The 22,947-nt window shown below is 43.0% G+C and carries 22 protein-coding genes; 7 read left to right on the top strand and 15 right to left on the bottom strand.

The genetic code is table 11. From position 1 onward, the window contains the following. Position 1 precedes the first annotated feature (1 nt). Positions 2-469: a GNAT family N-acetyltransferase gene (locus CXF83_RS23030; protein ID WP_308303182.1), complete on the top strand. Its 468-nt coding sequence runs from the start codon at positions 2-4 to the stop codon at positions 467-469. Between the two features lie 102 nt (positions 470-571). Here CXF83_RS23030 and rho read toward each other — a convergent pair whose 3' ends face one another. Together rho and trxA are read right to left on the bottom strand one after the other, a co-directional pair. After that, positions 572-1,837 (bottom strand): transcription termination factor Rho, encoded by a 1,266-nt coding sequence (gene rho / locus CXF83_RS21300; protein WP_101089787.1) that lies wholly within the window; start codon positions 1,835-1,837, stop codon positions 572-574. 234 nt (positions 1,838-2,071) lie between these two features. After that, complete coding sequence (gene trxA, locus CXF83_RS21295) at positions 2,072-2,398, bottom strand: thioredoxin TrxA (protein WP_101089788.1); 327 nt, start codon at positions 2,396-2,398, stop codon at positions 2,072-2,074. Positions 2,399-2,806: 408 nt separating this feature from the next. On the opposite strand from trxA, the gene rhlB reads away from it, so the two are divergent. The 3 genes from rhlB (at position 2,807) to CXF83_RS21280 (ending at position 8,400) form a co-directional block, all read left to right on the top strand. After that, positions 2,807-4,120 (top strand): ATP-dependent RNA helicase RhlB, encoded by a 1,314-nt coding sequence (gene rhlB / locus CXF83_RS21290; protein ID WP_101089789.1) that lies wholly within the window; start codon positions 2,807-2,809, stop codon positions 4,118-4,120. Between the two features lie 15 nt (positions 4,121-4,135). Then, the gene (locus tag CXF83_RS21285) at positions 4,136-5,050 is read left to right on the top strand and encodes a Ppx/GppA phosphatase family protein (protein WP_101089790.1); all 915 of its coding nucleotides are present in this window, start codon (positions 4,136-4,138) and stop codon (positions 5,048-5,050) included. A 350-nt stretch (positions 5,051-5,400) separates the two neighbouring features. Continuing rightward, positions 5,401-8,400, top strand: a complete 3,000-nt coding sequence (locus tag CXF83_RS21280) for a TonB-dependent receptor (RefSeq protein ID WP_101089791.1) — start codon at positions 5,401-5,403, stop codon at positions 8,398-8,400. A 59-nt stretch (positions 8,401-8,459) separates the two neighbouring features. Here CXF83_RS21280 and CXF83_RS21275 read toward each other — a convergent pair whose 3' ends face one another. The 13 genes from CXF83_RS21275 to rraA all read right to left on the bottom strand — a co-directional run bounded on the left by CXF83_RS21275 (position 8,460) and on the right by rraA (position 20,443). Then, positions 8,460-8,999 carry a thioredoxin family protein gene (locus tag CXF83_RS21275; RefSeq protein ID WP_101089792.1) on the bottom strand — a complete coding sequence of 180 codons (540 nt, stop codon included), beginning with the start codon at positions 8,997-8,999 and terminating at the stop codon, positions 8,460-8,462. A gap of 247 nt (positions 9,000-9,246) precedes the next feature. Then, positions 9,247-10,257 (bottom strand): porphobilinogen synthase, encoded by a 1,011-nt coding sequence (gene hemB, locus CXF83_RS21270; protein WP_101089793.1) that lies wholly within the window; start codon positions 10,255-10,257, stop codon positions 9,247-9,249. 43 nt (positions 10,258-10,300) lie between these two features. Beyond that, the gene (locus CXF83_RS21265) at positions 10,301-12,172 is read right to left on the bottom strand and encodes a sensor domain-containing diguanylate cyclase (RefSeq protein ID WP_101089794.1); all 1,872 of its coding nucleotides are present in this window, start codon (positions 12,170-12,172) and stop codon (positions 10,301-10,303) included. Continuing rightward, complete coding sequence (locus tag CXF83_RS21260; protein ID WP_101089795.1) at positions 12,172-12,966, bottom strand: TatD family hydrolase; 795 nt, start codon at positions 12,964-12,966, stop codon at positions 12,172-12,174. The genes CXF83_RS21265 and CXF83_RS21260 overlap by 1 nt, the downstream gene beginning before the upstream one ends. Then, entirely contained in the window at positions 12,966-13,484 is a 519-nt protein-coding gene (locus CXF83_RS21255; protein ID WP_101089796.1) for a hypothetical protein, read from the bottom strand. The genes CXF83_RS21260 and CXF83_RS21255 overlap by 1 nt, the downstream gene beginning before the upstream one ends. 382 nt (positions 13,485-13,866) lie before the next feature. Then, positions 13,867-14,631: a twin-arginine translocase subunit TatC gene (gene tatC, locus CXF83_RS21250; protein WP_101089797.1), complete on the bottom strand. Its 765-nt coding sequence runs from the start codon at positions 14,629-14,631 to the stop codon at positions 13,867-13,869. A gap of 3 nt (positions 14,632-14,634) precedes the next feature. Next, the gene (gene tatB, locus CXF83_RS21245) at positions 14,635-15,030 is read right to left on the bottom strand and encodes a Sec-independent protein translocase protein TatB (RefSeq protein WP_101089798.1); all 396 of its coding nucleotides are present in this window, start codon (positions 15,028-15,030) and stop codon (positions 14,635-14,637) included. A 6-nt stretch (positions 15,031-15,036) separates the two neighbouring features. Further along, positions 15,037-15,294 carry a Sec-independent protein translocase subunit TatA gene (tatA, locus tag CXF83_RS21240; protein ID WP_101089799.1) on the bottom strand — a complete coding sequence of 86 codons (258 nt, stop codon included), beginning with the start codon at positions 15,292-15,294 and terminating at the stop codon, positions 15,037-15,039. Positions 15,295-15,355: 61 nt separating this feature from the next. Further along, the gene (gene ubiB, locus CXF83_RS21235; protein WP_101089800.1) at positions 15,356-17,005 is read right to left on the bottom strand and encodes a ubiquinone biosynthesis regulatory protein kinase UbiB; all 1,650 of its coding nucleotides are present in this window, start codon (positions 17,003-17,005) and stop codon (positions 15,356-15,358) included. Then, positions 17,002-17,625 (bottom strand): ubiquinone biosynthesis accessory factor UbiJ, encoded by a 624-nt coding sequence (locus tag CXF83_RS21230; protein ID WP_101089801.1) that lies wholly within the window; start codon positions 17,623-17,625, stop codon positions 17,002-17,004. Before CXF83_RS21230 ends, ubiB begins: the two co-directional genes overlap by 4 nt. An 11-nt stretch (positions 17,626-17,636) precedes the next feature. Then, complete coding sequence (gene ubiE / locus CXF83_RS21225; protein WP_101089802.1) at positions 17,637-18,392, bottom strand: bifunctional demethylmenaquinone methyltransferase/2-methoxy-6-polyprenyl-1,4-benzoquinol methylase UbiE; 756 nt, start codon at positions 18,390-18,392, stop codon at positions 17,637-17,639. Positions 18,393-18,766: 374 nt separating this feature from the next. Continuing rightward, positions 18,767-19,801, bottom strand: a complete 1,035-nt coding sequence (locus tag CXF83_RS21220; RefSeq protein ID WP_101089803.1) for a formimidoylglutamase — start codon at positions 19,799-19,801, stop codon at positions 18,767-18,769. 156 nt (positions 19,802-19,957) lie between these two features. Further along, positions 19,958-20,443 carry a ribonuclease E activity regulator RraA gene (rraA, locus tag CXF83_RS21215; protein ID WP_101089804.1) on the bottom strand — a complete coding sequence of 162 codons (486 nt, stop codon included), beginning with the start codon at positions 20,441-20,443 and terminating at the stop codon, positions 19,958-19,960. 335 nt (positions 20,444-20,778) lie between these two features. On the opposite strand from rraA, the gene CXF83_RS21210 reads away from it, so the two are divergent. From CXF83_RS21210 to CXF83_RS21200, 3 genes are all read left to right on the top strand, one after another. Next, a complete protein-coding gene (locus CXF83_RS21210; RefSeq protein WP_101089805.1) occupies positions 20,779-21,030 on the top strand; it encodes a YgjV family protein in 252 nt (83 codons plus the stop codon). Positions 21,031-21,257: 227 nt separating this feature from the next. Continuing rightward, positions 21,258-21,770, top strand: a complete 513-nt coding sequence (locus CXF83_RS21205; protein WP_101089806.1) for a phosphatase PAP2 family protein — start codon at positions 21,258-21,260, stop codon at positions 21,768-21,770. Positions 21,771-21,779: 9 nt separating this feature from the next. Further along, on the top strand, positions 21,780-22,835 hold the full coding sequence (locus tag CXF83_RS21200) for an MJ1255/VC2487 family glycosyltransferase (RefSeq protein WP_101089807.1): 1,056 nt from the start codon (positions 21,780-21,782) through the stop codon (positions 22,833-22,835). The last annotated feature ends 112 nt before the right edge of the window (positions 22,836-22,947 follow it).

The following is a 22,947-nucleotide window of genomic DNA, read 5'->3' as shown; positions in this document are numbered from 1 at the left end:
AATGACAAAAGTTAGGCAAGCCGATGCCGCAGATTTAGACGTTATAAAGACGTTAGCGAGAGAGACGATAGACAAGTGTTATCGTTCCTTCTTAGGTGATGAAGGCGTTGACTGGTTTATCAATGGTGGTGGTTCAGACAAAGAGATTATTGAACATCTTGAAAATATCATGCTGCTTGAGGTGGATGGAAAAATACAAGGCTTCTGCGCTGCTGAAGAGGGATTCATCCATCTCTTGATGATCCATCCTCAATTACAGCAAACCGGTTTAGGGGGGTATCTATTAGCGCAGGTTGAGAGTATGCAACGAGATGAAGGTTATGAACACCTGCGGTTAGAAATCTTTAAAGGCAATGAGCAAGCGCTCAAATTCTATGTTAAACATGGCTGGTCCATTGTGGGAGAGGAGCAAGATGCATCGTTTGGACTGGTAAGAGTCTTTATGCGGAAAATACTAGACCGATTGTGAAAATAACAGCGTGCAAGAATAACCATAAAAAATGGACATAAAAAAACCGCATAAATGCGGTTTTTTTAGCAGTTGAGACGTTAGAGCTAGATCTTAGTAGAGTTAGGTCTTAGCGCGTTTCATTGCTGTGAAAAATTCTTCGTTCGTTTTGGTCATAGCCAATTTGTCGATTAAGAATTCCATACCAGTGACTTCATCCATTGGGTGCAAGATTTTACGCAAGATCCACATTTTCTGAAGTTCATCTGTTGTAGTGAGTTTCTCTTCGCGACGCGTACCAGAGCGATTGAAATCAATGGCTGGGAATACACGTTTTTCAGCGGCTTTACGAGAAAGGTGTAACTCTTGGTTACCAGTACCTTTAAACTCTTCGTAAATAACTTCGTCCATCTTAGAGCCTGTATCAACCAACGCAGTGGCGATAATAGTCAAGCTGCCGCCATGTTCGATGTTACGAGCTGCACCAAAGAAGCGCTTAGGACGATGCAGAGCATTAGCGTCAACACCACCAGTAAGAACTTTACCTGATGATGGGATCACAGTGTTGTATGCACGAGCAAGACGAGTAATAGAGTCGAGTAAGATAACAACATCTTTCTTGTGCTCTACAAGACGCTTAGCTTTTTCAATGACCATCTCAGCCACTTGTACGTGACGGCTTGCTGGCTCATCGAAAGTAGAAGCAATAACTTCACCTTTCACCATACGTTGCATTTCGGTAACTTCTTCAGGACGTTCGTCAATGAGCAGTACCATTAGCACAACATCTGGATTGTTATAAGCAATGCTTTGCGCCATATTTTGCAATAATAGCGTTTTACCCGCTTTTGGCGGCGCAACAATCAAACCACGTTGACCTTTACCGATAGGAGAGCATAGGTCCAAAATACGTGAAGTGATATCTTCCGTAGAACCATTACCACGTTCCATACGCATACGTTCTTCAGCATGCAGTGGCGTTAGGTTTTCAAAAAGGATCTTGTTGCGAGAGTTTTCAGGCTTATCGAAGTTAACTTCGGTAACTTTTAGCAGAGCAAAATAACGTTCGCCCTCTTTTGGCGGGCGAATCTTGCCAAAAATGCTGTCACCAGTACGCATGTTGAAGCGACGAATTTGGCTAGGTGAGATATAAATATCATCAGGACCCGCTAAATAAGACCCATCAGAGCTACGTAAGAAACCAAAACCGTCCTGCAAAATCTCTAATACACCACCACCGAAAATATCTTCACCGCTTTTCGCGTGGGCCTTTAGGATTGAGAAAATGATGTCCTGCTTACGAGCGCGGGCCATATTTTCTAGCTTCATGTCTTGGGCTAGTTGTACTAAATCTGAAATCGGTGTGTCTTTTAATTCTGATAAATTCATCTTGGGGGGTCTTGTTTTCACGTGACTATGCCATCTTAGATCAATGGGTATGAAGCTTATTGAGTATCGATCGGATAGCGGGAAGTGGGTTAGTTAGAATCTCTTTGGTTATTAAAGTAGCACTAACAAGGCAGGGCGTCTAGAAATTTAATTAAACCCGACACATTTTCTTGTTGAAGCTGTGTCGGGAATCACTCAATCTAGCTTTAGTGGGCAGGTTTAGCCTCTAAAGTCTTACAGTTGTCCGTCGATAAACTCTCTTAGTTGAGTTTTTGAAAGTGCGCCTACTTTCGTTGCCGCTAACTCACCCGCTTTAAATAAAAGCAAAGTTGGAATGCCACGAACACCGTATTTAGCCGGTGATACGTTGTTTTGGTCAACGTTTAACTTAGCAACAGTGATCTTGCCTGCATACTCTTCAGCTACGTCATCTAAGATTGGGGCAATCATTTTACAAGGACCACACCATTCTGCCCAAAAATCAACCAGAACTGGTAGTTCAGAGTTAATTACGTCATTTTCGAAGCTATCGTCGCTTAAGTATACAATCTTGTCGCTCATGTTGTTCTCCAGTTTGGTTGCCATTGCTGGTTTGTTAATGGCTTAACCTGTATATTGGGTCGGTAAAATAGCTTTTCAAGCTATTAAAGTTAATCATTTATTAAAGACGCCACTCGAAGCGATCGTAAAACGCTTTAGACAAGTCGATCAATTGTAGGCATAGTGAGCCTAAGTCGACGACGACTAACGCCTAAAAGCGTATTTAGTTCGCCCTATAGAGAACGTTTAATACACGCTAAAATTCCAAGCATCATAATAAAAAGAGGGAATAGTGATTCCGTCACCGATGCTAATAATACCGTGAAAACCGTTTCTCTGAGTGAGCCCCAATTTTCAGCGATAACAATTCTACCGTTATTTCAAACGATCGAGTTCCTTATTGCAACCTTTTACAGGTAAGCCTGCGCTATGAGCGATACACATTTATCTACAAAAAAGTTTGCCGACTTCCCGCTACAGAAAGAAGTACAACTGGCACTGGACGAAGTAGGCTTTGATTTTTGTACGCCTATTCAAGCATTATCATTGCCGATTTTATTAGAGAAAAAAGATATAGCAGGGCAAGCGCAAACGGGTACAGGTAAAACCCTTGCCTTTTTAGTCGCCACGTTTAATCACCTATTAACTGAACCCGTTCCTGCTGATCGTCAGATCAGTCAGCCACGAGCCATCATTATGGCGCCAACACGTGAGCTTGCGATTCAAATCGCTAAAGATGCCAACTTACTTGCTAAACATACTGGCCTTAAAGTCGGTATCGTTTATGGCGGTGAAGGCTATGACGCACAGCGTAAAGTGCTTGATAAAGGTATTGATATCTTAATTGGCACCACGGGTCGTATTATCGATTATGTTCGCCAAGGTGTTATTAACGTAAGTGCGATTCAAGCGGTTGTGCTTGATGAAGCGGATCGTATGTTCGACTTGGGCTTCATTAAAGATATTCGTTTCTTGTTTAGACGTATGCCTGATGCTAAATCGCGCTTAAATATGTTGTTTTCAGCCACGCTTTCAATGAAAGTGCAAGAGCTGGCTTACGACCATATGAATGAGCCTGTGAAAGTTGAAGTCGAACCAGACGAGAAAACCTCGAAGAATATTAAAGAGGAGATCTTCTATCCATCTATGGAAGAGAAGATGCCACTTCTACTCTCACTGCTTGAGGAAGATTGGCCAGAAAAGGCGATTGTTTTCTCTAACACTAAACACAGCTGTGAAAAAGTGTGGTCATGGCTTGAAGGTGATGGACATCGTGTTGGTTTACTGACCGGTGATGTGCCACAGAAGAAGCGTTTACGTATTCTGGAGCAGTTTACTAACGGTGAAATAGATGTTTTGGTCGCAACAGATGTTGCTGCTCGAGGTCTACATATTGCTGATGTTTCGCATGTATATAACTACGATCTACCTGATGACTGTGAAGATTACGTGCACCGTATTGGTCGTACTGGTCGCGCAGGTAAGAAGGGAGTGTCAGTTAGCTTTGCATGTGAAGAGTACGCATTAAACTTGCCTGCGATTGAGAGCTATATTAAGCATTCGGTACCAGTAACCTCATATGATAGTGAAGCGCTGCTTGATGATATTCCAGCACCGAAGCGTATTCACCGTAAGCCGAGCAGTCATACGCGTAATACACGTGATCGCAATGGCTCTCGTCCACAAGGCGGGCATCGTAACAGTGGTCCGCGTCGTCATGACACGACACGCAGACATTCGTAACAGAGATTTCGCTTAATGAGCGCTCCTTGCTACGCAGCTATAACGTTAGGCTCAAATAGTTTTAATATGATGGTGGCTAAAACCGTTAGTCATCATCCACAAATTATTGCCAAATATAAACGTAAAGTACGTTTAGCTGAAGGGATCGAAGCTGACGGGTTGCTTAATTCGTCAGTCATGACGCGAGGCATTGACTGCCTCGCTATGTTCGCTGAAATGCTTAAGAAAGAGGGTGTCTCAGCGGATAATGTCGAGGTCATTGCGACAGCGACTTTAAGAAAAATCAGCAACGCTGATGACTTTTGCCAACAAGCACTCACTGTATTACCTCATCCCATCCGTATTATCTCTGGTATCGAAGAAGCTGATCTTATCTATCAAGGTATGGCTGCGACGACTGAAGGTCGTGGGCGGCGGTTAGTGATTGATATCGGTGGTGCTAGTACCGAATTTATTATTGGTGACGGTAATAAGGTGCTGTTAAAAACCAGTTTACCAATGGGTTGTGTTACTTTTAATCATAGCTTCTTTAACCAATTTCCTTTTCAACCATCCGATTTTGATCATGTTAGACACCATGTTGAAAACGTACTGGGAGAATATCAGCAGCAACTAAGCAGGCTTGGCTGGCATAGTGTTGTAGGTGCTTCAGGTAGCGTACAGTCGGTTGTTGAGCTGCTCTGCGCTCGAGGTGAGTCGACAGCCATAACCTTGGATGTCCTGTATAGATTGAAGCAAGAAATTCTGGCACAAAACTCCGTATCCATGCTCGACATTGAAGGTTTAAAGCCGGAAAGAGCCCCGACTTTCGCCGCTGGAATTGCTATTTTACTCGCCTTATTTGAGTTGCTTAATATTGAAACGTTACAGCTTTCAGGTGGCGCCTTACGTGAAGGGATTTTGCATCAACTCGCCCAACGCTGCGGTTAAATAGTCTCTGCTAACATCCAAGTTGTAACCCTTTCCCAAGAACATCAAAACAATCCATATAACTTTATATTATTTCAGATTGTTCTTAGTTGCATTGATGTTTTTGACTGATTTAAGAACTTCGCCCTTCATTATTCAACGTATTCTCGAAGTACTTCACTTAATAAAACCAATATTTTCAATACTTTATTTCCACCCGAAATCTATGGATAAAATAAATTGTATACATTATGCTAACAATGTTAGTGTAATGTTGCAATTAAGGGCGAGCTCAGTTGTTGGCGATCAACGCTAAAAAAAACAAAAAAGTTTGCACAATAACTATAGATAGAACTAAGGGAAATTAGGTTATGGACGGAAATAACGCTTTAAAGCGATTTACGCCGAGAAAGACACTCGCAGCGATTGCTGTTGGATCAGTGTTAATGTTTTCTGCACCAGCTGCTATTGCAGCTGATACTAGTATTGTTAAAGGTCATGTCATCAACGCCACTGGCGCTGACTTGTCGAACGCAACGATTACACTTAAGCACAAAGCTAAAGGGCTAGTGTTCACTGTTGAAACAAACGCCAATGGTGATTACCTGCTGCGTAATGTCCCTGTTGGTGATTACGACATCACCATTAGTAAAGATGGCTTTGTTCAAAATCAAGAAAATGGCGTCCGAGTCAGTATTGGGCAATCGGTTATTTTGGATGGTCAGTTAACGGAAGCAGGCGCTGACAATATAGAGCGAATTTCCGTAACGGGTAGCATGATCCGTCGTGTCGATACTGCTTCATCAACCTCTGGCTTAACGTTTAGTCAAGATGAGCTGCAAACCATGCCTGTTAATACGGGCTTTGAAAGTATTGCACTGCTAGCCCCCGGCACTGCAGCGCCTGGTGGAGATAGTTTTAAAGGCGCATCTAGTTTTGGTGGTTCATCAGCCGCTGAAAATGGATACTATTTTAATGGGCTCAATGTAACGAGTATTCGTACGGGTTTAGGATCAATTCGTCTACCTTGGGAAGCGATTTCTCAAACACAAATAAAAACGGGTGGTGTGAGCCCTGAATACGGTGGTGCATTGGGCGGTATTGTAAACGCTGTTTCTAAATCGGGTGAAAACGAATTTAAATTTGGTGCTGAAGCACGCTGGGATCCATCTTCATTACGTTCATCTCATGACAATATATACCAATCAAGCGGTGAAATAGACACTAACACTCAACAAGATAGCTATGACTTTAAAGAGTTACAGTTATGGGCGAGCGGAGCAATTATAGAAGACTCACTATTCTTCTATGGTTTGTTTGCGCCAAGACGCGAAGATCAAGACTGGGCTGGTCAAACGACTAAAACTAACCGTGAACGCGAAGAAGATCGTTGGTTTGCTAAACTTGATTGGTACATGACAGAAAATCATTCAATTGGCTTTTCTGCCATGAACAACAAGCGTACTTGGACGAATAAGACTTACGCTTATGATTGGGAAACCAATGTTGTTGGTGAACAGCAAGGCGTAGATGCACCTGGTGAAGATGGTGGTAAAGTTTATAGTTTGAACTACAACGGTTATCTTACCGATACATTCTCAGTTTCAGCAGTTGTCGGACGAGTGCAAGAGGATGTTGAAAATGTCGTGGCCTCTACTAATCCTGGAGTATGGGACTACCGAAATGGTTCTACGACATTAAGCCAGCATACTAACTCGACGGTATCAGAAGAGCATTATCAACGTGATCAAGCGAGAATTGATTTCAGCTGGGACTTAGACAACCACGCGATTCAATTTGGTGTTGATTATACCAAGGTCAAAGTTGATTACTCTTCATCTCAAAATGGTATGGGAGATGCTCAAGGTTGGTGGTCAATTTATACGGCAGGTGCGGATGATAACTCTGGCCAAGTTCAGGGCGAAGACTATGTAGAGCGCCGCGTACGTAACCGTTTCACTGATTCTGATGTGACTTCAACCGCTTTCTATATCAATGACTCGTGGCAGGCGACTGACAATTTGGTATTAAATCTTGGTTTACGTTATAGCGAATTTGAAAACACAGTCTCAGATGGTCGCGCATACGTAGAGATGGAAGATCAGTTTGCCCCCCGTGTCCAAGCTATTTATGACTTATTTGGTGATGGTAGCGCAAAAGTGTTTGCTACCTATGGTCGTTATTTTCAACCTGTATCAGCAAATATGAATATTACTCAGGGCTCATCTTCTATTGAATGGTTCGAATATTCAGAGCTTGATCAAGTTGATGGTGACGGTCATCCAGTGATTACTGGGGATGGTTCACCGAGTCGTGGGGCAATGCTGAGGGATCGTTGGTATCGTCAAAAAGGAATTACTGAGCCTGGTTTGATCGCTTCATCTTCTCTTAAATCTATGTACTCAGATGAGTTTACGTTAGGTTACCAGCAAGAAGTATTTGAAACGATGACAGCGGGTGTTCGTGGTATATACCGTAACTTAGGCCGCAGCGTCGAAGATACTGATGTTGGTCCAGTATTGAGTAAGAAACTCAAAGAGTTAGGTATTGAAGATAATGTAGGTCAGAGCTCTTACTATGTGCTGCTAAATCCTGGTGAAGATGTGGGTATAGCATATGATTTCGATGGCGATGGTACTGTCGATAATGTGAATTTGACTGCAGAAGAGATGGCATTGCCTGAAGCTGAGCGTAAATATGTAGCTATGGAGTTCACACTTGATGGCGCTGTTACTGACGATTTACGTATTAACTCATCGTACACTTGGTCGCATAGCTATGGTAATACCGAAGGTTTAGTTAAGACGGATAATAATCAGGCTGATCCAGGTTGGACAACCTCTTATGATTATGGCGACTTGATGGATCATTCAAATGGTGATTTACCGAATGACCATACACATGCATTTAAGGTCAGTGGTGCTTATAACATTACCGATGAGTTTATCTTTGGTTTTGTAACGCGTGTGACTTCGGGTCGTCCACAGAGTTATTTCTCACAGCATCCAGAAGGCGTGGGTAGTTGTACTGCGGGTAATCCGTGGGATGACTGTATCAGCCGTTATTATGATCAAGCGTCGCACTATGATGAAAATGGAAACCCTGCACCACGCGGTGAAGCGGGTAACTTGCCTTGGGTAACGAATATCGATTTATCTTTGACTTACATGACCGATATTTTTGAGGGTGACTTCTCCATCAAGGGAACTGTTTACAATGTATTAGACTCTGATTCGGCAATTAACATTAATGAAGAAAGAGCACGCTATGCAGATACAGCGTCAGGGCTTGAATTAAACCCTGATTACGGCATGGTTACAGACCGTCAAGAAGAGCGTTTCTTTTCGGTTGTTGCACGTTACGAGTTTTAAATAACGCGTAAATAAAAAGGCCGCTTTTTGCGGCCTTTTTTATGTTTTTAAAGGTAGAGTTACGAGGCTTTTAAAATGGCCGCGAGATCTTTCTCTAAAGACACTTTAGGTCTTTCGACAATACGACCAATCTCTTCATCTTTTTGTGAAACGATGAAAGTCGGTATACGTGAGAAATCATAGTGTTTAGCCAAGCCTTTTGGATCTTCTTTAGCTCTATCAACACCAATGTATTTCACCGTGATCAGAGGGTTATTAACCTGTTCCATTATACGAATAAGTCGCGGCGTTTCACGGTGACAATCTGGGCACCATGTACCAATAATAACGGTGATTTCAGTTGCCTCAGTGACAGCCTGTAACTGCGCTACTGTTGCTTTGTCGGCTTTGTAATCAGTATATTCTTGATTGAACCAATCAAGCACGTTGAGTTGTTCGGTTGTAACGCTACCAGTTAAGATCACTTCTTGTTTCTCCTCACTACAAGTGGCCATAAAGCCCTCTTGTTGGCCTTCGAATGCACAGCCGCCACTAGCCATACTCTGGCTACTAAAAAATAAAACGGTGGTGGCAAGCAATGCTTTGACGTTATTGTGCATGATTATACCTCTAGCAAGAAGAAATGAATTCTGCTTTATTCAATCATGTCTTAACTAATGGGTGAAGCATGGGCTAGAAGGACTGTTATATCGATCACTGCATGATTGTTCGTTTAGTGGCAGGAGTCACACAATAGAGACTAAGCTCTAAAAGTAGAACCGAAATATTGAACTTTATAGGGGGGATTTGACGTTAGAAATAAAAATGCCACTCGCTAGGGAGTGGCATTTCTGCATCTATAAACGGTTATTTATCTTCTTTTAACCACTGCGCAGCGCGCTTGGCAAAGTAAGTCAGGACACCATTTGCCCCCGCACGTTTAAAGCAAAGTAATGACTCCATTACAATCGCTTTTTCAGCTAACCAACCATTTTGAATCGCGGCCATATGCATCGCATATTCCCCACTGACTTGGTAAGCAAACGTTGGCACGGCAAGCTCAGTCTTAACGCGACGGACGATATCAAGATAAGGCATACCAGGCTTAACCATTACCATGTCTGCGCCTTCTTGAATGTCGAGAGCAACTTCATGCAGTGCTTCGTCACTGTTAGCAGGATCCATTTGATAGCTATGCTTGTTGCCACCCTTTAGATTACCCGCTGAACCGACTGCATCACGGAAAGGACCATAGTAGTTTGATGAATACTTGGCAGAGTATGCCATGATCTGTGTGTTGACATAACCAGCGGCTTCAAGCGCTTTGCGAATAGCACCAATACGGCCATCCATCATATCTGAAGGTGCGATAATATCAGCACCGGCTTCAGCATGAGAAAGTGCCTGTTTAACTAAAATATCGGTAGTGATGTCATTGATGATATAGCCAGTTTCATCAATGATGCCATCTTGACCATGAGTGGTAAACGGGTCCAGTGCGACGTCAGTCATCACGCCTAGCTGTGGGAAAGCCTCTTTCAATGCACGCACGGCACGTTGTGCTAGCGCGTCGGCATTATAAGCTTCCTCAGCCATCAGGGTTTTCTTCTCTGAAGGCGTGACAGGAAATAGTGCAATAAGTGGGATCCCAAGTTCAACTAATTCTGCCGCTTCTTTAAGCAGTAGGTCAATTGAAAGGCGCTCTACACCAGGCATAGAAGCAACTTGCTCTGTACGATTATTCCCTTCCAGCACAAACATCGGATAAATTAAGTCATTTACAGAGAGTTGGTTTTCAGCCATGAGACGACGACTAAACTCATGTTTGCGCATACGACGCATTCTACGCTGTGGGTAGGCACTAGTAATAATATTCACATTCGACTCCAGACTTTTTGATGATGTCAATTTTGCTCAGGGCTCAATCTTGCTCAGGGCTGTATAGCATAACGCGATTACGCCCTTCGTTCTTTGCGCGATAAAGTGCTTTATCGGCTTGGTCTAATAACAATGTTGTATGTTGTTCGGATGAAACGATTTCAACGCTCACTCCAATACTGACGGTTAGAGGAATGGTTATTTTTCCCCAACTAATCGGTAATTCAAAAATAGCTTTCCTTATGGTCTCAGCAACTTGCAGGGCGCCTTCTTGATTCGTATTCGGTAATATAATAGCAAACTCTTCACCACCAAAACGTGATACCAGATCGGTTGGTCGCTTTAATTTTCGCTTAAGTTCATCAGCGATAACTCGCAAGGCTTGGTCGCCGGCAAGGTGTCCATGAGTGTCATTAATCGACTTAAAGTGGTCTATATCTAGCATGAGGATAGCCATTGGCGTTTGTTGTCGACGGCTTATGCGGCCTTCTGCAAGGATACGCTTATCAAACGAATTTCTATTTTTTACACCTGTAAGGCTATCAATCGTAGTTTGTTCCGTCAGCTTTTGATTTGCTTCGTTGAGCTCTCTTAGTGCAATTTCTAATTCTAATGTTCGCTCTTGAACCATCTTTCCAAGTTGCTCGCTACTTCGAGCCTCTATTCGAAGTGCATCTTCTCGGGTTATTTTCACTCTTTCTGCTTGAATTAACGCTTCTTTCTGGATCTGCAGTTTAGACAGGCGTTCATCGTTATAGCGTATCGCTAGTAGTGCCGCCATGAATAGAATTTCGAAGCTTAATCCAAGCATGAAGGGAGTATTAGCTTGCAGCTCAAGTTCGATATAACCCATATACATCATGCCGGAAATTAAGGCTCCTAGCATCATACAGGCCCAGCCAATAGCGAATAACTTAGCCAGTTTATGGCCTCTAAATCCTTGAACAAGTGCGATATACATCAGTATTAAACTGCTGAGCATGACTACGCAGACATCCATTTTTAGCGCTAGGTTGTAGTCGAGTAATAATCCAATAAAAAGCAGGAAGATTGAAATGGCCGCACCGACCCGGCAGATCCGTAGCATCGGCTGGCTATGGTATTTAAGCTGCATGACTTTCTCTGAAAATAGAAAGGCAAATGCCATCGATAAACACAATAGTACAGGCAAAATAAACGTTTGTACTATCGGTAAATTAGGCCAAATAAAACGAAAGGCGATACCGTGTAAAGCGGCGACAAATAGCGTCAAAGAGAGCACATAACCAGCATAATAGGTGTAACTAAATGAGTGTGAGCTAATGGCAATAAAGAGGCTGAAAATCCCAATCGCTGTTAAGACACCTATTTGGAAGCCATAGAGTAATGATTGCTGCTCAGCACTTTGATAGTAGGCGTTATCGGTCCAAAGCGTGAGTGGAATACTTGAAGACCCCGCAGTGCTTATTTTTAAGTAAAAGGTATGGAAATCATTATTTTTACTGCTAAACGGGTACGAAAAATCATTACTAACAATAGGCCTTCGAGAGAAAGGGATACTGTCACCCATAACGACTTTGTTGACTAAACGGTGTCGATTGAAGTGATATAACTCAATCAGATCCAAGTGGGGGTTGGTTATTGATAATATTCTATGGGTTACAAAAGAACCGCTGCTGTGCACGCTAAACTTGACCCAAAATTGCTTGTTACTTAGACCGCGAATAATATCCGGCGTGAATTTATCCCAACGTGTTGATGACAACTGGCTGACTTGGAATACGTCCGTGTTTGGCGTTACTGGTGTGTAATAGACCCAGTCATTTAAGGCTTGCTCTGTAGGGGTATGGCTATCGAGCGTTAAGATGTTTTCGGCATTTGTACAGCTTGATATAAAAAGCATCGCGATGGCTATAAAACGAATGAATAGCCGCATTAATACGTTAAACCAAAAAAGGAACGGCTGTTTTGATAAGTTTGTAGTGCAAAATCATCAATCTGTTGCCCACGAAGATTCGCAATATACTCAGCGATATAAGGTAAGTATTTAGGTTGGTTCTTACTTGATTTCGGTTTTGGTCGCATGCTTCTTGGCAATAAATAGGGGCTATCAGTTTCAATTACAATACGATTGTCAGGAATAAATGGCACTAGCTCGGCTAGCTCCTGACCTCGACGTTCATCACACACCCAGCCGGTGATCCCTATGTGTAAGTCTTGTTCTAGATAAGCCTCTAGACTTTCCCGGTTCCCTGTAAAACAGTGCAGTAGCGCCGCGGGTAATGCTGAGCGGTATTCTTTTAATATGGTGAGGAAATCTGTATGAGCGTCTCGTTCATGCATCAATACTGGCATTTTTAGCTCAACTGCCAGATCAAGTTGCTGGGCAAAAGCCTGCCTTTGTTTGGCTCTCGGTGAGAAATCCCGATTATAGTCCAGACCGCATTCTCCAATGGCAACGACACATTGAGATAAGCTTAGTTGCTTAATGCGATGACAGCTTTGGGACGTCCATTCACTCGCATGATGCGGATGAACACCTGCTGTGCTATAGAGAGTTCCTGAAAATGAATTGCATAGCGCAATCGCTTGCTCACTCTCTTCAATGTGGCTGCCGACAACAACCATAGAGGAGACGCCAACATGATTAGCGGCTGCTACAACCTCGTGAAGATCTTTTTCTAAGCTGCTGCCAATGAGATTGACAGCAATGTCCATAAACTGCGGCATTATTTAAGACGTTTAACCCGAATGGTGGTGTTACGATCTTTTGTGCCTAACATAAAAGATCCAAGGGCTGCTTTCTCAATATAGACTTGTTGTTCTGGCTTGAGTTTGAAAGAGCGTGAATCAGTTTGTTTCCAAACTTGACCGTTATCAAATTGAATTTTAAGCGCGCCATATGGATCTTTGGTGACTTTATCTACGGTTAGATTGATGACCACAACCTCTTGCCCCGCTTTGTCATTCTTGATATTGCCAAACTCTTCAATAGCGTTTTTTTGTGCATTTGCGGTACTGGTGACAACGGTTGCTGAGGCGGCGACGGCAATCGTTTCTGGTGCCGAACTAACACTGGTGACGCTGTTTGTTACTAATGACGCGGAGAGGTTGTCGTAACAGACAAGACGATCCAGTTTGTCTGGTACCGCAGCACATTGTGATAGCTGAGTTTCAACGGAGGCATTTGCAAATGTCGATAACAAAATAGAGGCTGTTGTCAGTAATAACAGATACGGCTTAATCATTAAAATTTCCTTTTTATTATTAGAAAGCAGGCTACGGGACGATTTTATACCAATTCCGTTATATATGTAATCAATTCAGAGCCTCAATGTTAAGGCCATTAAGGTATGTAAAGAAGCTAAGGTCTATTGCTTTTGTGATTCAATATACCTACAGAGTTACCAGTGAGAATGTTAGCTATTAGAGGGTAGGGCTTATATCTGTTGCATTAAAAGTTTGAACATTCAGCGGGAATTCAAAGCCCTGTAGGCGAGATTAGGAATTGAAGCTAATAGTTATTCTCGGCTCTGGCATCGTAACCTAATGGTTTTTCAGTGCAAAAAAAAGGTACTGCCTTCATCAACTGAATGGCAATACCTTTTATCTCTATCAACAAATGTTTAGTTACTTTTGTTCACTCTCTTCAGACGTATCTTCATCTTCATCGTCTTCAGATTCATCTTTACTATAAAAGCGTGCTGCGATGAGTCCACCTTCAAACAAGATGAGCATTGGAATCGCGAGCATAGTTTGCGAAATAATGTCGGGAGGTGTTAAAAACATTCCCACAATAAATGCACCAACCACTATGTATGGACGTTTCTTTTTCAGCTCTTCAGGTGAGGTGACACCCGCCCAGCACAAAAGAACGACTGCTACAGGTATTTCAAACGCTAAGCCAAAGGCAAAAAACAGCTTGAGAATAAAACTCAAATAGCTACTGATATCGGTCGCAACTTCTACACCTTCAGGTGCTGCAGACGCAAAAAAACCAAATACCACAGGGAATACTACGTAATAAGCAAATGCAATACCGAGGTAGAACAGCAAGGTACTACTGGTAAGCAGCGGCACCACTAAGCGCTTTTCATGCTTATAAAGCCCTGGTGCAACAAATGACCATACTTGAAACAGAACATAAGGTATGGCAATAAAAAATGACAGTACCAATGTTAGTTTGAATGGTGCAAAAAAGGGTGCGGCAACATCCGTTGCAATCATGCTGCTCGAGTCGGGCAGAGCTTGCATCAATGGTATCGCCATATAATGGTAAATATCATTGGCCCAATAGACCAAACAGATAAACACCAAGAGAACACTCGCTATTGCTCGAAGCAGCTTATTACGCATCTCAAGCAAATGGCTTATTAACGGCTTTTGTTGTGACATGGACTACCCGTTAGGTTTGTCTGACTTAGCACTATCTGTTGAAGATGTCTCAATAGTAGGGGCGTCCTTGGCTGGCGTTTCTTTTGCCGAAGGAACATCTTCTACTTGATAGGGACGATTAACAGATTGCGCTGCTTGTTTTAATTGATCGATTGAATCCTGTAACTCAGGCGCAAGGTTTTTTAAGCCTTGGCTTTCTGCTTTTTTCAAATCAGTATGCAATTGCTCGATTTTAAGCTCTTGTTCTAATTCGTCTTTAACTGAGTTAGCCATTTTTTTCATGGCGCGGATCCAGCCTGAGATTGAGCGCACGGCGACAGGAAGTCTTTCAGGGCCAAGTACAACTAGCCCTAAGACTCCAATCAACAGCAACTCCATAAAGCCGATACCGTCGAACATAGTCGATTACGCCTGTTCTTTGTCCTTAGATTCAGCCTTTTTTTCGGCTGTCTCAGTGCCCTGAACTGTTTTTTCAGCTGCACTGTCTTCTAGCGCTGTTTTTTCTTCTAGCGCTTTTTTATCTTCTTCAGAAGACATGGCGTTTTTGAAGCCTTTAACAGCACCGCCTAAATCGCCGCCTAGAGAACGTAATTTCTTTGTTCCAAACAATAATACGACAATCAATGCAACGATAAGAAGTTGCCAAATACTAATGCCACCCATGAATGAATCCTCTTAATTTAGATATTGAATCTATTATGAACCTTTGGTTATTTAGGTCTAGCTAAAGTTTACGGATCTTTGGTCTAGATCGCCATCCGAGCAGCCACAATGTGGCGCCTAGGCCGATACTGCCGTAAGACGCCCATAGTGTAGCGTCTTGATTGAACAAAATAGTGCCACAGATCACTAAAATAGCGGCGGTGATCAAAAAATAGTTACTTTTATGTGCTTTTTGCTGATGTTTTAGATATCGATCGAGTAATTTGTTTTGTGTCTTTGCTAGGTTGCGACCCATTTTTAAATTATCGTAAATGAGCTCTGGCAGCTCTGGCAGGTGTTCTGCCCAATAAGGCAGTTGCTGCTTAATTTTGCTTGCCATGGCTTTAGGGCCTACTTGTTCGGCCATCCAGTCTTCAAGAAAAGGTTTAGCGGTTTGCCATAAATCTAATTGTGGGTATAGCTGACGCCCTAAACCTTCAATATAGAGTAAGGTTTTCTCTAACAATACCAGCTGAGGCTGGACAACCATGTCGAATCGACGCGCAGTTCGAAATAGCTCAAGTAAAACGTGACCAAATGAAATTTCATCTAATGGTTTATTAAACATGGGCTCACAAACAACTTTAACCGCTTGTTCAAATGCACTGATATCGGTATCGGGTGATACCCAACCGGATTCAATATAAAGCTGAGCAATGCGGTGATAATCACGATTGAAGAAGGCGAGAAAGTTTTCTGCTAAATAGCGTTTATCTTCATCGGTCAGTGTGCCCATGATGCCGCAATCTAAACCGATGTAAAAGGGATCATCTGGGTGTTCACGGCTGACAAAAATATTGCCGGGATGCATATCTGCGTGGAAAAAATTATCACGAAATACTTGAGTGAAAAATAGTTCTACACCGCGTTCAGCAAGCAGCTTTAGATTGGTACCTTGCGCTATAAGTGCCGCTTTATCTGATACAGGTACACCGTCAATACGCTCCATTACAATCAGTCGGGTAAAACAAAGCTCTTCATACATAAAAGGGATATAAAGTGAATTTGAACCCAAGAAATTATTACGTAACTTAATCGCACTAAGGGCTTCAAGTTTTAAATTGAGCTCACCCTCAATGGTGGTGCGATAATCCTCGACAACTTCGGCTGGACGTAAGCGATTGTTTGCCCCTAGCAGTAACTCTAAAAAGCCCGCAGTCTGCGACATTAGCTGAATGTCGGCATGAACTTTTTGTTCTACATCTGGGCGCAGTACCTTTAATACCACTCTAGCGCCGTTAGACTTTAGTGTCGCGGTATGCACTTGTGAGATAGAGGCTGATGCAAGCGGCGTGTCTTCGAAGTCATCAAAGTAATTTTCGATGGGGGCTTTAAGTTCGGACTCAATAGAGGCGCGAGCAATCGCGGAATCAAAGGGAGGCACTCTGTCTTGCAACATCGCCAGCTCTTCAGCCCATTCATCACTGAGTAGATCGCGTCGGGTTGAGAGCATTTGGCCAAACTTAATATAGACAGGGCCAAGCTCTTGCATCGCCAGTTTTAAGCGTTCGCCGCCGATTTTATCTTTGTGTTGGTTTCTGAGCCAGAAGAGACAACCTCTTAATAGCTTGAAGTACCAAGGCGTTAACTTTGAGGGAATTAAATCATCTAATCCGTAATGCAACGCGGTGCGGATGACTTGATAAGCGCGCCTGATACTTGTTACTGTCATGGTTTAACTCTTGCCCTATTTAGTAATTGCTCTATCCGTGCTTCCAAAGCGTCGACGTCGACGGCGATATCTTCGATGGTATCACTTAAGTGAATATATTCGAGTTTATGCGGTGCAAGTCGATACTCTTCGGTCGTTAACTGACCTAAGTGGGAACGTGTTTTGAGCCATATTTGGGTGATATCTTGTTTTGCTCGCTTAACCGTTTGGCAAACAAAGTGAGTTGGAATATCACCGATATAACGAGATAGTGGCTCGTAAAAATCGAATTCAACACTTTGAATATAGTGGCTAAAAGCTTGCAATAAACCGAGGTCGCCTTCGAGGCTAAGCTTATCTTGTTTGATCAATTCAGTGAGGTTTGCACCTTCAGTGAGTTGATATAAAGTGGTGATATCGGCATTAACTTGAGTGGTAACCTCACCTTCGTATTGGCTGTAAACTTGGATCTCTTTAGCAAACAAGAGAAAAAGTGGCCAATTAAGCTGAGTAAGTTGAATGCAAAGAACTTTGCCATGCAGACTACGCAGGGTCGCGTAGTCTTCAGGCGATTGGGCGATTAGCTTGTTTAAGCTAACCTCAATCGCCGCACATGTAAGCAGTGACATGTCACGAGACATAGTGAGTCCAATCAGAATTTGTAACCTTTATGCAAGGCCACAATACCGTCAGTCATATTGGTATAGTTCACTTGCTCAAAACCAGCATCTACCATCATTTGTTTCAATGTTTCTTGATCTGGGTGCATGCGAATAGATTCAGCAAGATACGCGTAACTCTCAGCGTCTTGTGTAATTAACGCGCCCATTTTAGGCATCACTTTAAAGCTGTATAGATCATATAATTTACGCATCACGTTGTGCTTAGGCTTAGAAAACTCAAGCACTAATAATTTTCCGCCGGGTTTCAATACTCTTAGCATTGAAGCGATAGCGGCATCTTTATCGGTGACGTTACGTAGACCAAAGGCGATGGTAATAATATCGAAATGATTGTCTGGAAACGGCAGTGATTCAGCGTTAGCTTGCACATAGTTCACATTGCCCACAATGCCTTTGTCTCTTAACTTTTCGCGGCCAACCTTTAACATTGAGTCGTTAATATCGGCTAAAGTAACTTGGCCTTTTTCACCGACAATACGAGAAAACTTAGCGGTTAAATCACCAGTACCGCCAGCTAAATCAAGAACCTTCATGCCTGGACGTGCACCAGCACTTTCGATAGTGAAACGTTTCCACATGCGGTGGATACCGAAAGACATGACGTCATTCATGATGTCGTATTTAGCGGCGACAGAATGGAATACGCCAGCGACCATCTCGGCCTTTTGCTCAGCTTCAACCGTTTTGTAACCGAAGTGAGTGTTCTTTGGAGTGTCCTCTGACATCTATCTATTCCTATACGTTAACAATTGAATTATCGCGATTGTAAGTCATCAAGCCAGATTGCTGAATCTTTCATCCATCACTATGTGATGTATGTTATCTATCAGTCGCTGGAGTTCGTAAAAATGAGCGATGACACAGGGTTTCGCAAAATTGACTGCGCATTACACCATAATCCTAGCCAATGTTGAATCGTTATTATACCAATTGTAATGAGTATCTGTTCATTCAGTACTTTGCAGCTCACGCGCTCACTCATTCCACTTCTGTATTGCATCGGCTCACAAGGGAATAACCATTCTTTCGTCAATGCGCCTTGAATTGAAAAGATTGAGCGCTTCTGAATTGACTACATATTTAATGCAATTGGTATTTACTACAATGCATTAATACGTCCGTTGATATAGCTATAGATCAACTCGCCAATACTTTGTCCTGTTTCACGGTAGCCGGCATCGACGCCTGCAACATGGCAACTTGGAGCCGCTTCGGCTAAATGTAAATAGGCACAAGGGCAATGCTTAGCAACATAGCTGACGTAGTGTAATGCATCGAGCAAAGGCACTCCTGCTGCGGTTGAAGCGCTGCTCGGCATGTTCGTTATGGCATCTAAATCGAGCTCAACCGCCACCGGTAGCGAGCTGTTATTGAGCTCTTTGGTAATGGATTTCAACGCGGTTTCTAAGCTTAGTTCTCGACGCACCCAAATTTGCTGAAAAGTATGCCAGTGGCCACCAAATGCTTTGAGTTGTTCTAATGTTGCTTCGCTGTTTTTTAGCTCATGCAGTCCAAGTACATGATAAATACCCAGTGCACCAGAAGCGGCAGCGTAACTAAATCCGTTACCACTGTGGCGACCTTCTTTTGGCCTGAAATCTGAATGAGGGTCTAGATTCACGGCGGCAATTGGGCGCTTATGGCTGGCTTTAGCGGCCATCAGTAAACCGTAGGCATTGTTGTGCCCACCGCCAATCACAATGGGTTCTAACCCTGCTTGCATTACGCGAGATAATACCTCGATCACTCTTAAATCTAACTGCTCTACATTGTGGCGTAGTTGCTCTGCGGTACTGTTGTCTGGCAATTGTAAGTCAGTGGTTTCTATTTGGCCTAAGACTAAACATTGGTTACCGCTTAAAAAGCGGTTGGATTGAAAATTGAGAAACTGTTTCATAGCGCTGTCAAAAGCGTCTGTAGAGCCACCTCTGCCCAGGTTTGCACGGGGGCCAATATCTTCGCCAATGCCAATAATCGCAAAGCGGACATCTGCTGCCTTGGCCTGTGCTAGTATTGCCGAGAGGCTATTTGTCGCTGTAGGAATGTGTACTCGTTGTCCGAGTTTGGTTTCGCCAGCTCTCGGCGTGAGTAAGCTCTCAAGCTTAATGGTGGTGAAAGGGCTGAGATACTGCATTGAGTTATTCTTATATTTTAGTGCTCATTACCGACAGTGTAAGCCCTTGGGTTAACACCGCAAGCCTTGCTGAACAATCAGCCACAAAAAAGCCAGCACTTCGGCTGGCTTAGTTGGTTAGATTTAATCGAGATTTAATCTAAATGTGTTATTTGATTAATCAATGTCGAGCGGTTCAGGTGATAAAATCATGCCAGTGTTATCGGCATAAACATGGTCACCGGGTAAGAAGCTCACGCCGCCAAAATTGACTGGAACTTCAAGCTCACCAATGGCATGGCTATCGGCGCCAACGGGAATAGAGGCTAACGCTTGTATGCCAATGTCTAAATCTTCTAATGCATCAACATCACGAATTGAACCATAGATGATGATCCCTTCCCAATTATTGTCCACAGCCACTTGGGCAATCGTTGAGTCGAGTAGGGCGCGACGCAGTGAACCACCGCCGTCAACGAGCAATACTTTGCCTTCACCATCTTCCTGTAGAGCATCGATGATGAGGCCATTATCTTCGAAACATTTGATGGTGCTAATCGAGCCACCAAAAGAGTTACTACCACCGTAATTACTGAACATGGGTTCGACAACATCAACTACATCGATATAAGTGTCACAAAGTTCTGAGGTGTTGTATTCCATAAGAACGCTCCTGGTAGATAGGCGTAGCTCAGTAATTTGAGCAAAAGAGTAATTTAACCAGTATATAAGGGATTGTTGAAAAGAAAAGTCTTATCAATCACGCAATTGCCGATAAACGCATCACTCAGCTATGTTGTGGTAATATTTCGACATCTAGGTTACTAATTCAGCAAAAATATGACATAGGTCATTATATAACGTTTTTTTATTACCAAGATGGTGTATTTTTGTTAGCATAAGTGTAGACATATTAACTTAACTTAATTTTTGAGTCGCTTTAGGGGCACGGATCCCCCGGTTAGCTTAGGGACGGCAGAGGGCCTAAAAGGTGCCTTATGGAAGCTATTAATACTATTGAAATCATCGGTTATGCTGCGTCAATTATGGTCGCGATTTCGCTAATGATGAAAGACATTACCTGGTTGAGATGTTTGAACTTTACCGGTTGTTCACTGTTTGTTATTTATGGAGCGTCAATTGAAGCATGGCCTGTTGCGGGTATGAATGCCTTTGTTGCATGTATTAATATTTACCACTTGCTAAAGATTTACCGTAATCGCAATAATGTTGAGCTTGCTACTGATTAATGAGTAGATATACCTAAGCGACTTGGGTATTTCACGCTGGCCTGATTATCTACGGATAATTAGGTTAGCAAATCTCTTTCCTCTCTTATTTTTTCATCTCTCCTCGATAATCATCCAACACGATAACGTCTACTTTTACACAGTGTCATAAAACTTTAGGGTCGCTGTCACCTTCACGTCATGGATTTTTCATAGCTTGCTATTAAATAATGATTTTGGAGTTTGCAATGATCACCTCAATATCAAGACTAGATCGCAGTGGCTATCAATTTGTGGTTAAGCAAGGCCAGCAGCATGGTTTACAACCGTTGGCTTTATCACTTTCGGCCTCAGGTAACGGACCTGTTTACCTATACATGGTGGTGCTGTTTTTACTGCTAGATAGTAATGGCGAGTCACTGCTTAATACGCTATTAGCTTCATATTTGGTTGAGTTGCCGCTTTATTTTCTGCTTAAAAATATGATCCGTAGACAACGTCCTTGCCATGCGCTTGCTGATGGCATTGCCCGTTTTGAACCCGCTGACAAATTTAGTTTGCCCTCGGGTCACACCGCTGCTGCATTCGTGATGGCTACAAGCATCTACTTTATCTATCCACAACTGTTTTATATTGCCACGTGCTGGGCAATAGGCATTGGTCTGTCGCGCATTATTTTAGGGGTTCACTATCCGCTGGATATTATCGCCGGTGCCTTACTCGGTATCGCTTCTGTTGTGCTTAGTCAGCAAATTATTTAGGAGAGCGCATTGAAGATCCTCTATGGAGTACAAGGCACTGGAAATGGCCATTTAAGTCGGGCAAGAGTGATGGCTAAAGCGATGCATAAGCAAGGAGTCGACGTAGACTTTTTCTTTTCCGGCCGCTCTTCGGAGCAATTTTTTGATATGCAGTGCTTTGGGCAATATCGGGTGCAATCAGGCCTGACGTTTGCGACTAAAGATGGTCGCGTGAATGTGGGGCAAACCGCTAAGATGAACGCGTGGTTTGGATTCGTTAAAGATGTCAAAAACCTAGATTTAAGCGGCTATGATCTGGTCCTTAATGATTTTGAGCCCGTATCCGCTTGGGCAGCTAAAAATCAAGGTGTGCCGTCCATTGGTATCAGCCATCAAGCCGCGCTTAATTTCTCGGTGCCTAAAGTGGGTGACAGTTGGTTTAACGAAACGATGTTGAACTACTTTGCACCAGTGGATATAGCGTTAGGCTGCCATTGGCATCACTTTGGCTTCCCCATTTTGCCACCTTTTGTCGAGGTTGATAAAGTTGAGAAAGAGTTAGCGCATCAAGTATTAGTCTATCTGCCTTTTGAGTCCCCAGATGCAATTGTAGACTTCTTGGCGCCTTTTACTGATTACACCTTTTTGGTGTACCACGCAGGGATAACTCATCAGTCAATGCCGTCACATATTAAATGGCATGGTTTTGACCGCGATGGTTTTAAAGCGGCAATGGCAAGCTGTGGTGGTGTGATTGGCAATGCGGGTTTTGAGCTTGCCAGTGAAGCGTTAACCTTGGGTAAAAAACTGCTGATCAAGCCATTGTTAGGCCAATTTGAACAGTTATCTAATGTCGCAGCACTTGAACTACTGGGGGCCGCTGAGTGCATGAAAACATGTTTAGAACCTGATGCACTGCGGCGTTGGTTAAAGTCACCGACGCCCGAATCTATAGACTATCCTCAAGTGGCAGATGAGTTAGTCAGCTGGTTACTTAAGGGCGATTGGAATCAGCCTGAGGAGTTATGCCAGTCACTTTGGTCGCAAGTCAATTTACCTCAGAGCTGGCAAAAAAAGAGCCCTTAAAACTAATGGTTACTACTGGGATTTAGTATGTCACTAATATAAAGAGACAATGCTGCCGCTGTACATACCTAGGCGTGCGCTATTACTACTGACTTTTAAAGAGGTATAATGC

The sequence above is a fragment of the Shewanella sp. Choline-02u-19 genome, assembly GCF_002836205.1.
Taxonomy (GTDB): domain Bacteria; phylum Pseudomonadota; class Gammaproteobacteria; order Enterobacterales; family Shewanellaceae; genus Shewanella.
The sequence above is the reverse complement of the archived record's forward strand: the minus strand, read 5'-3'. Positions and strand labels throughout refer to the sequence as shown.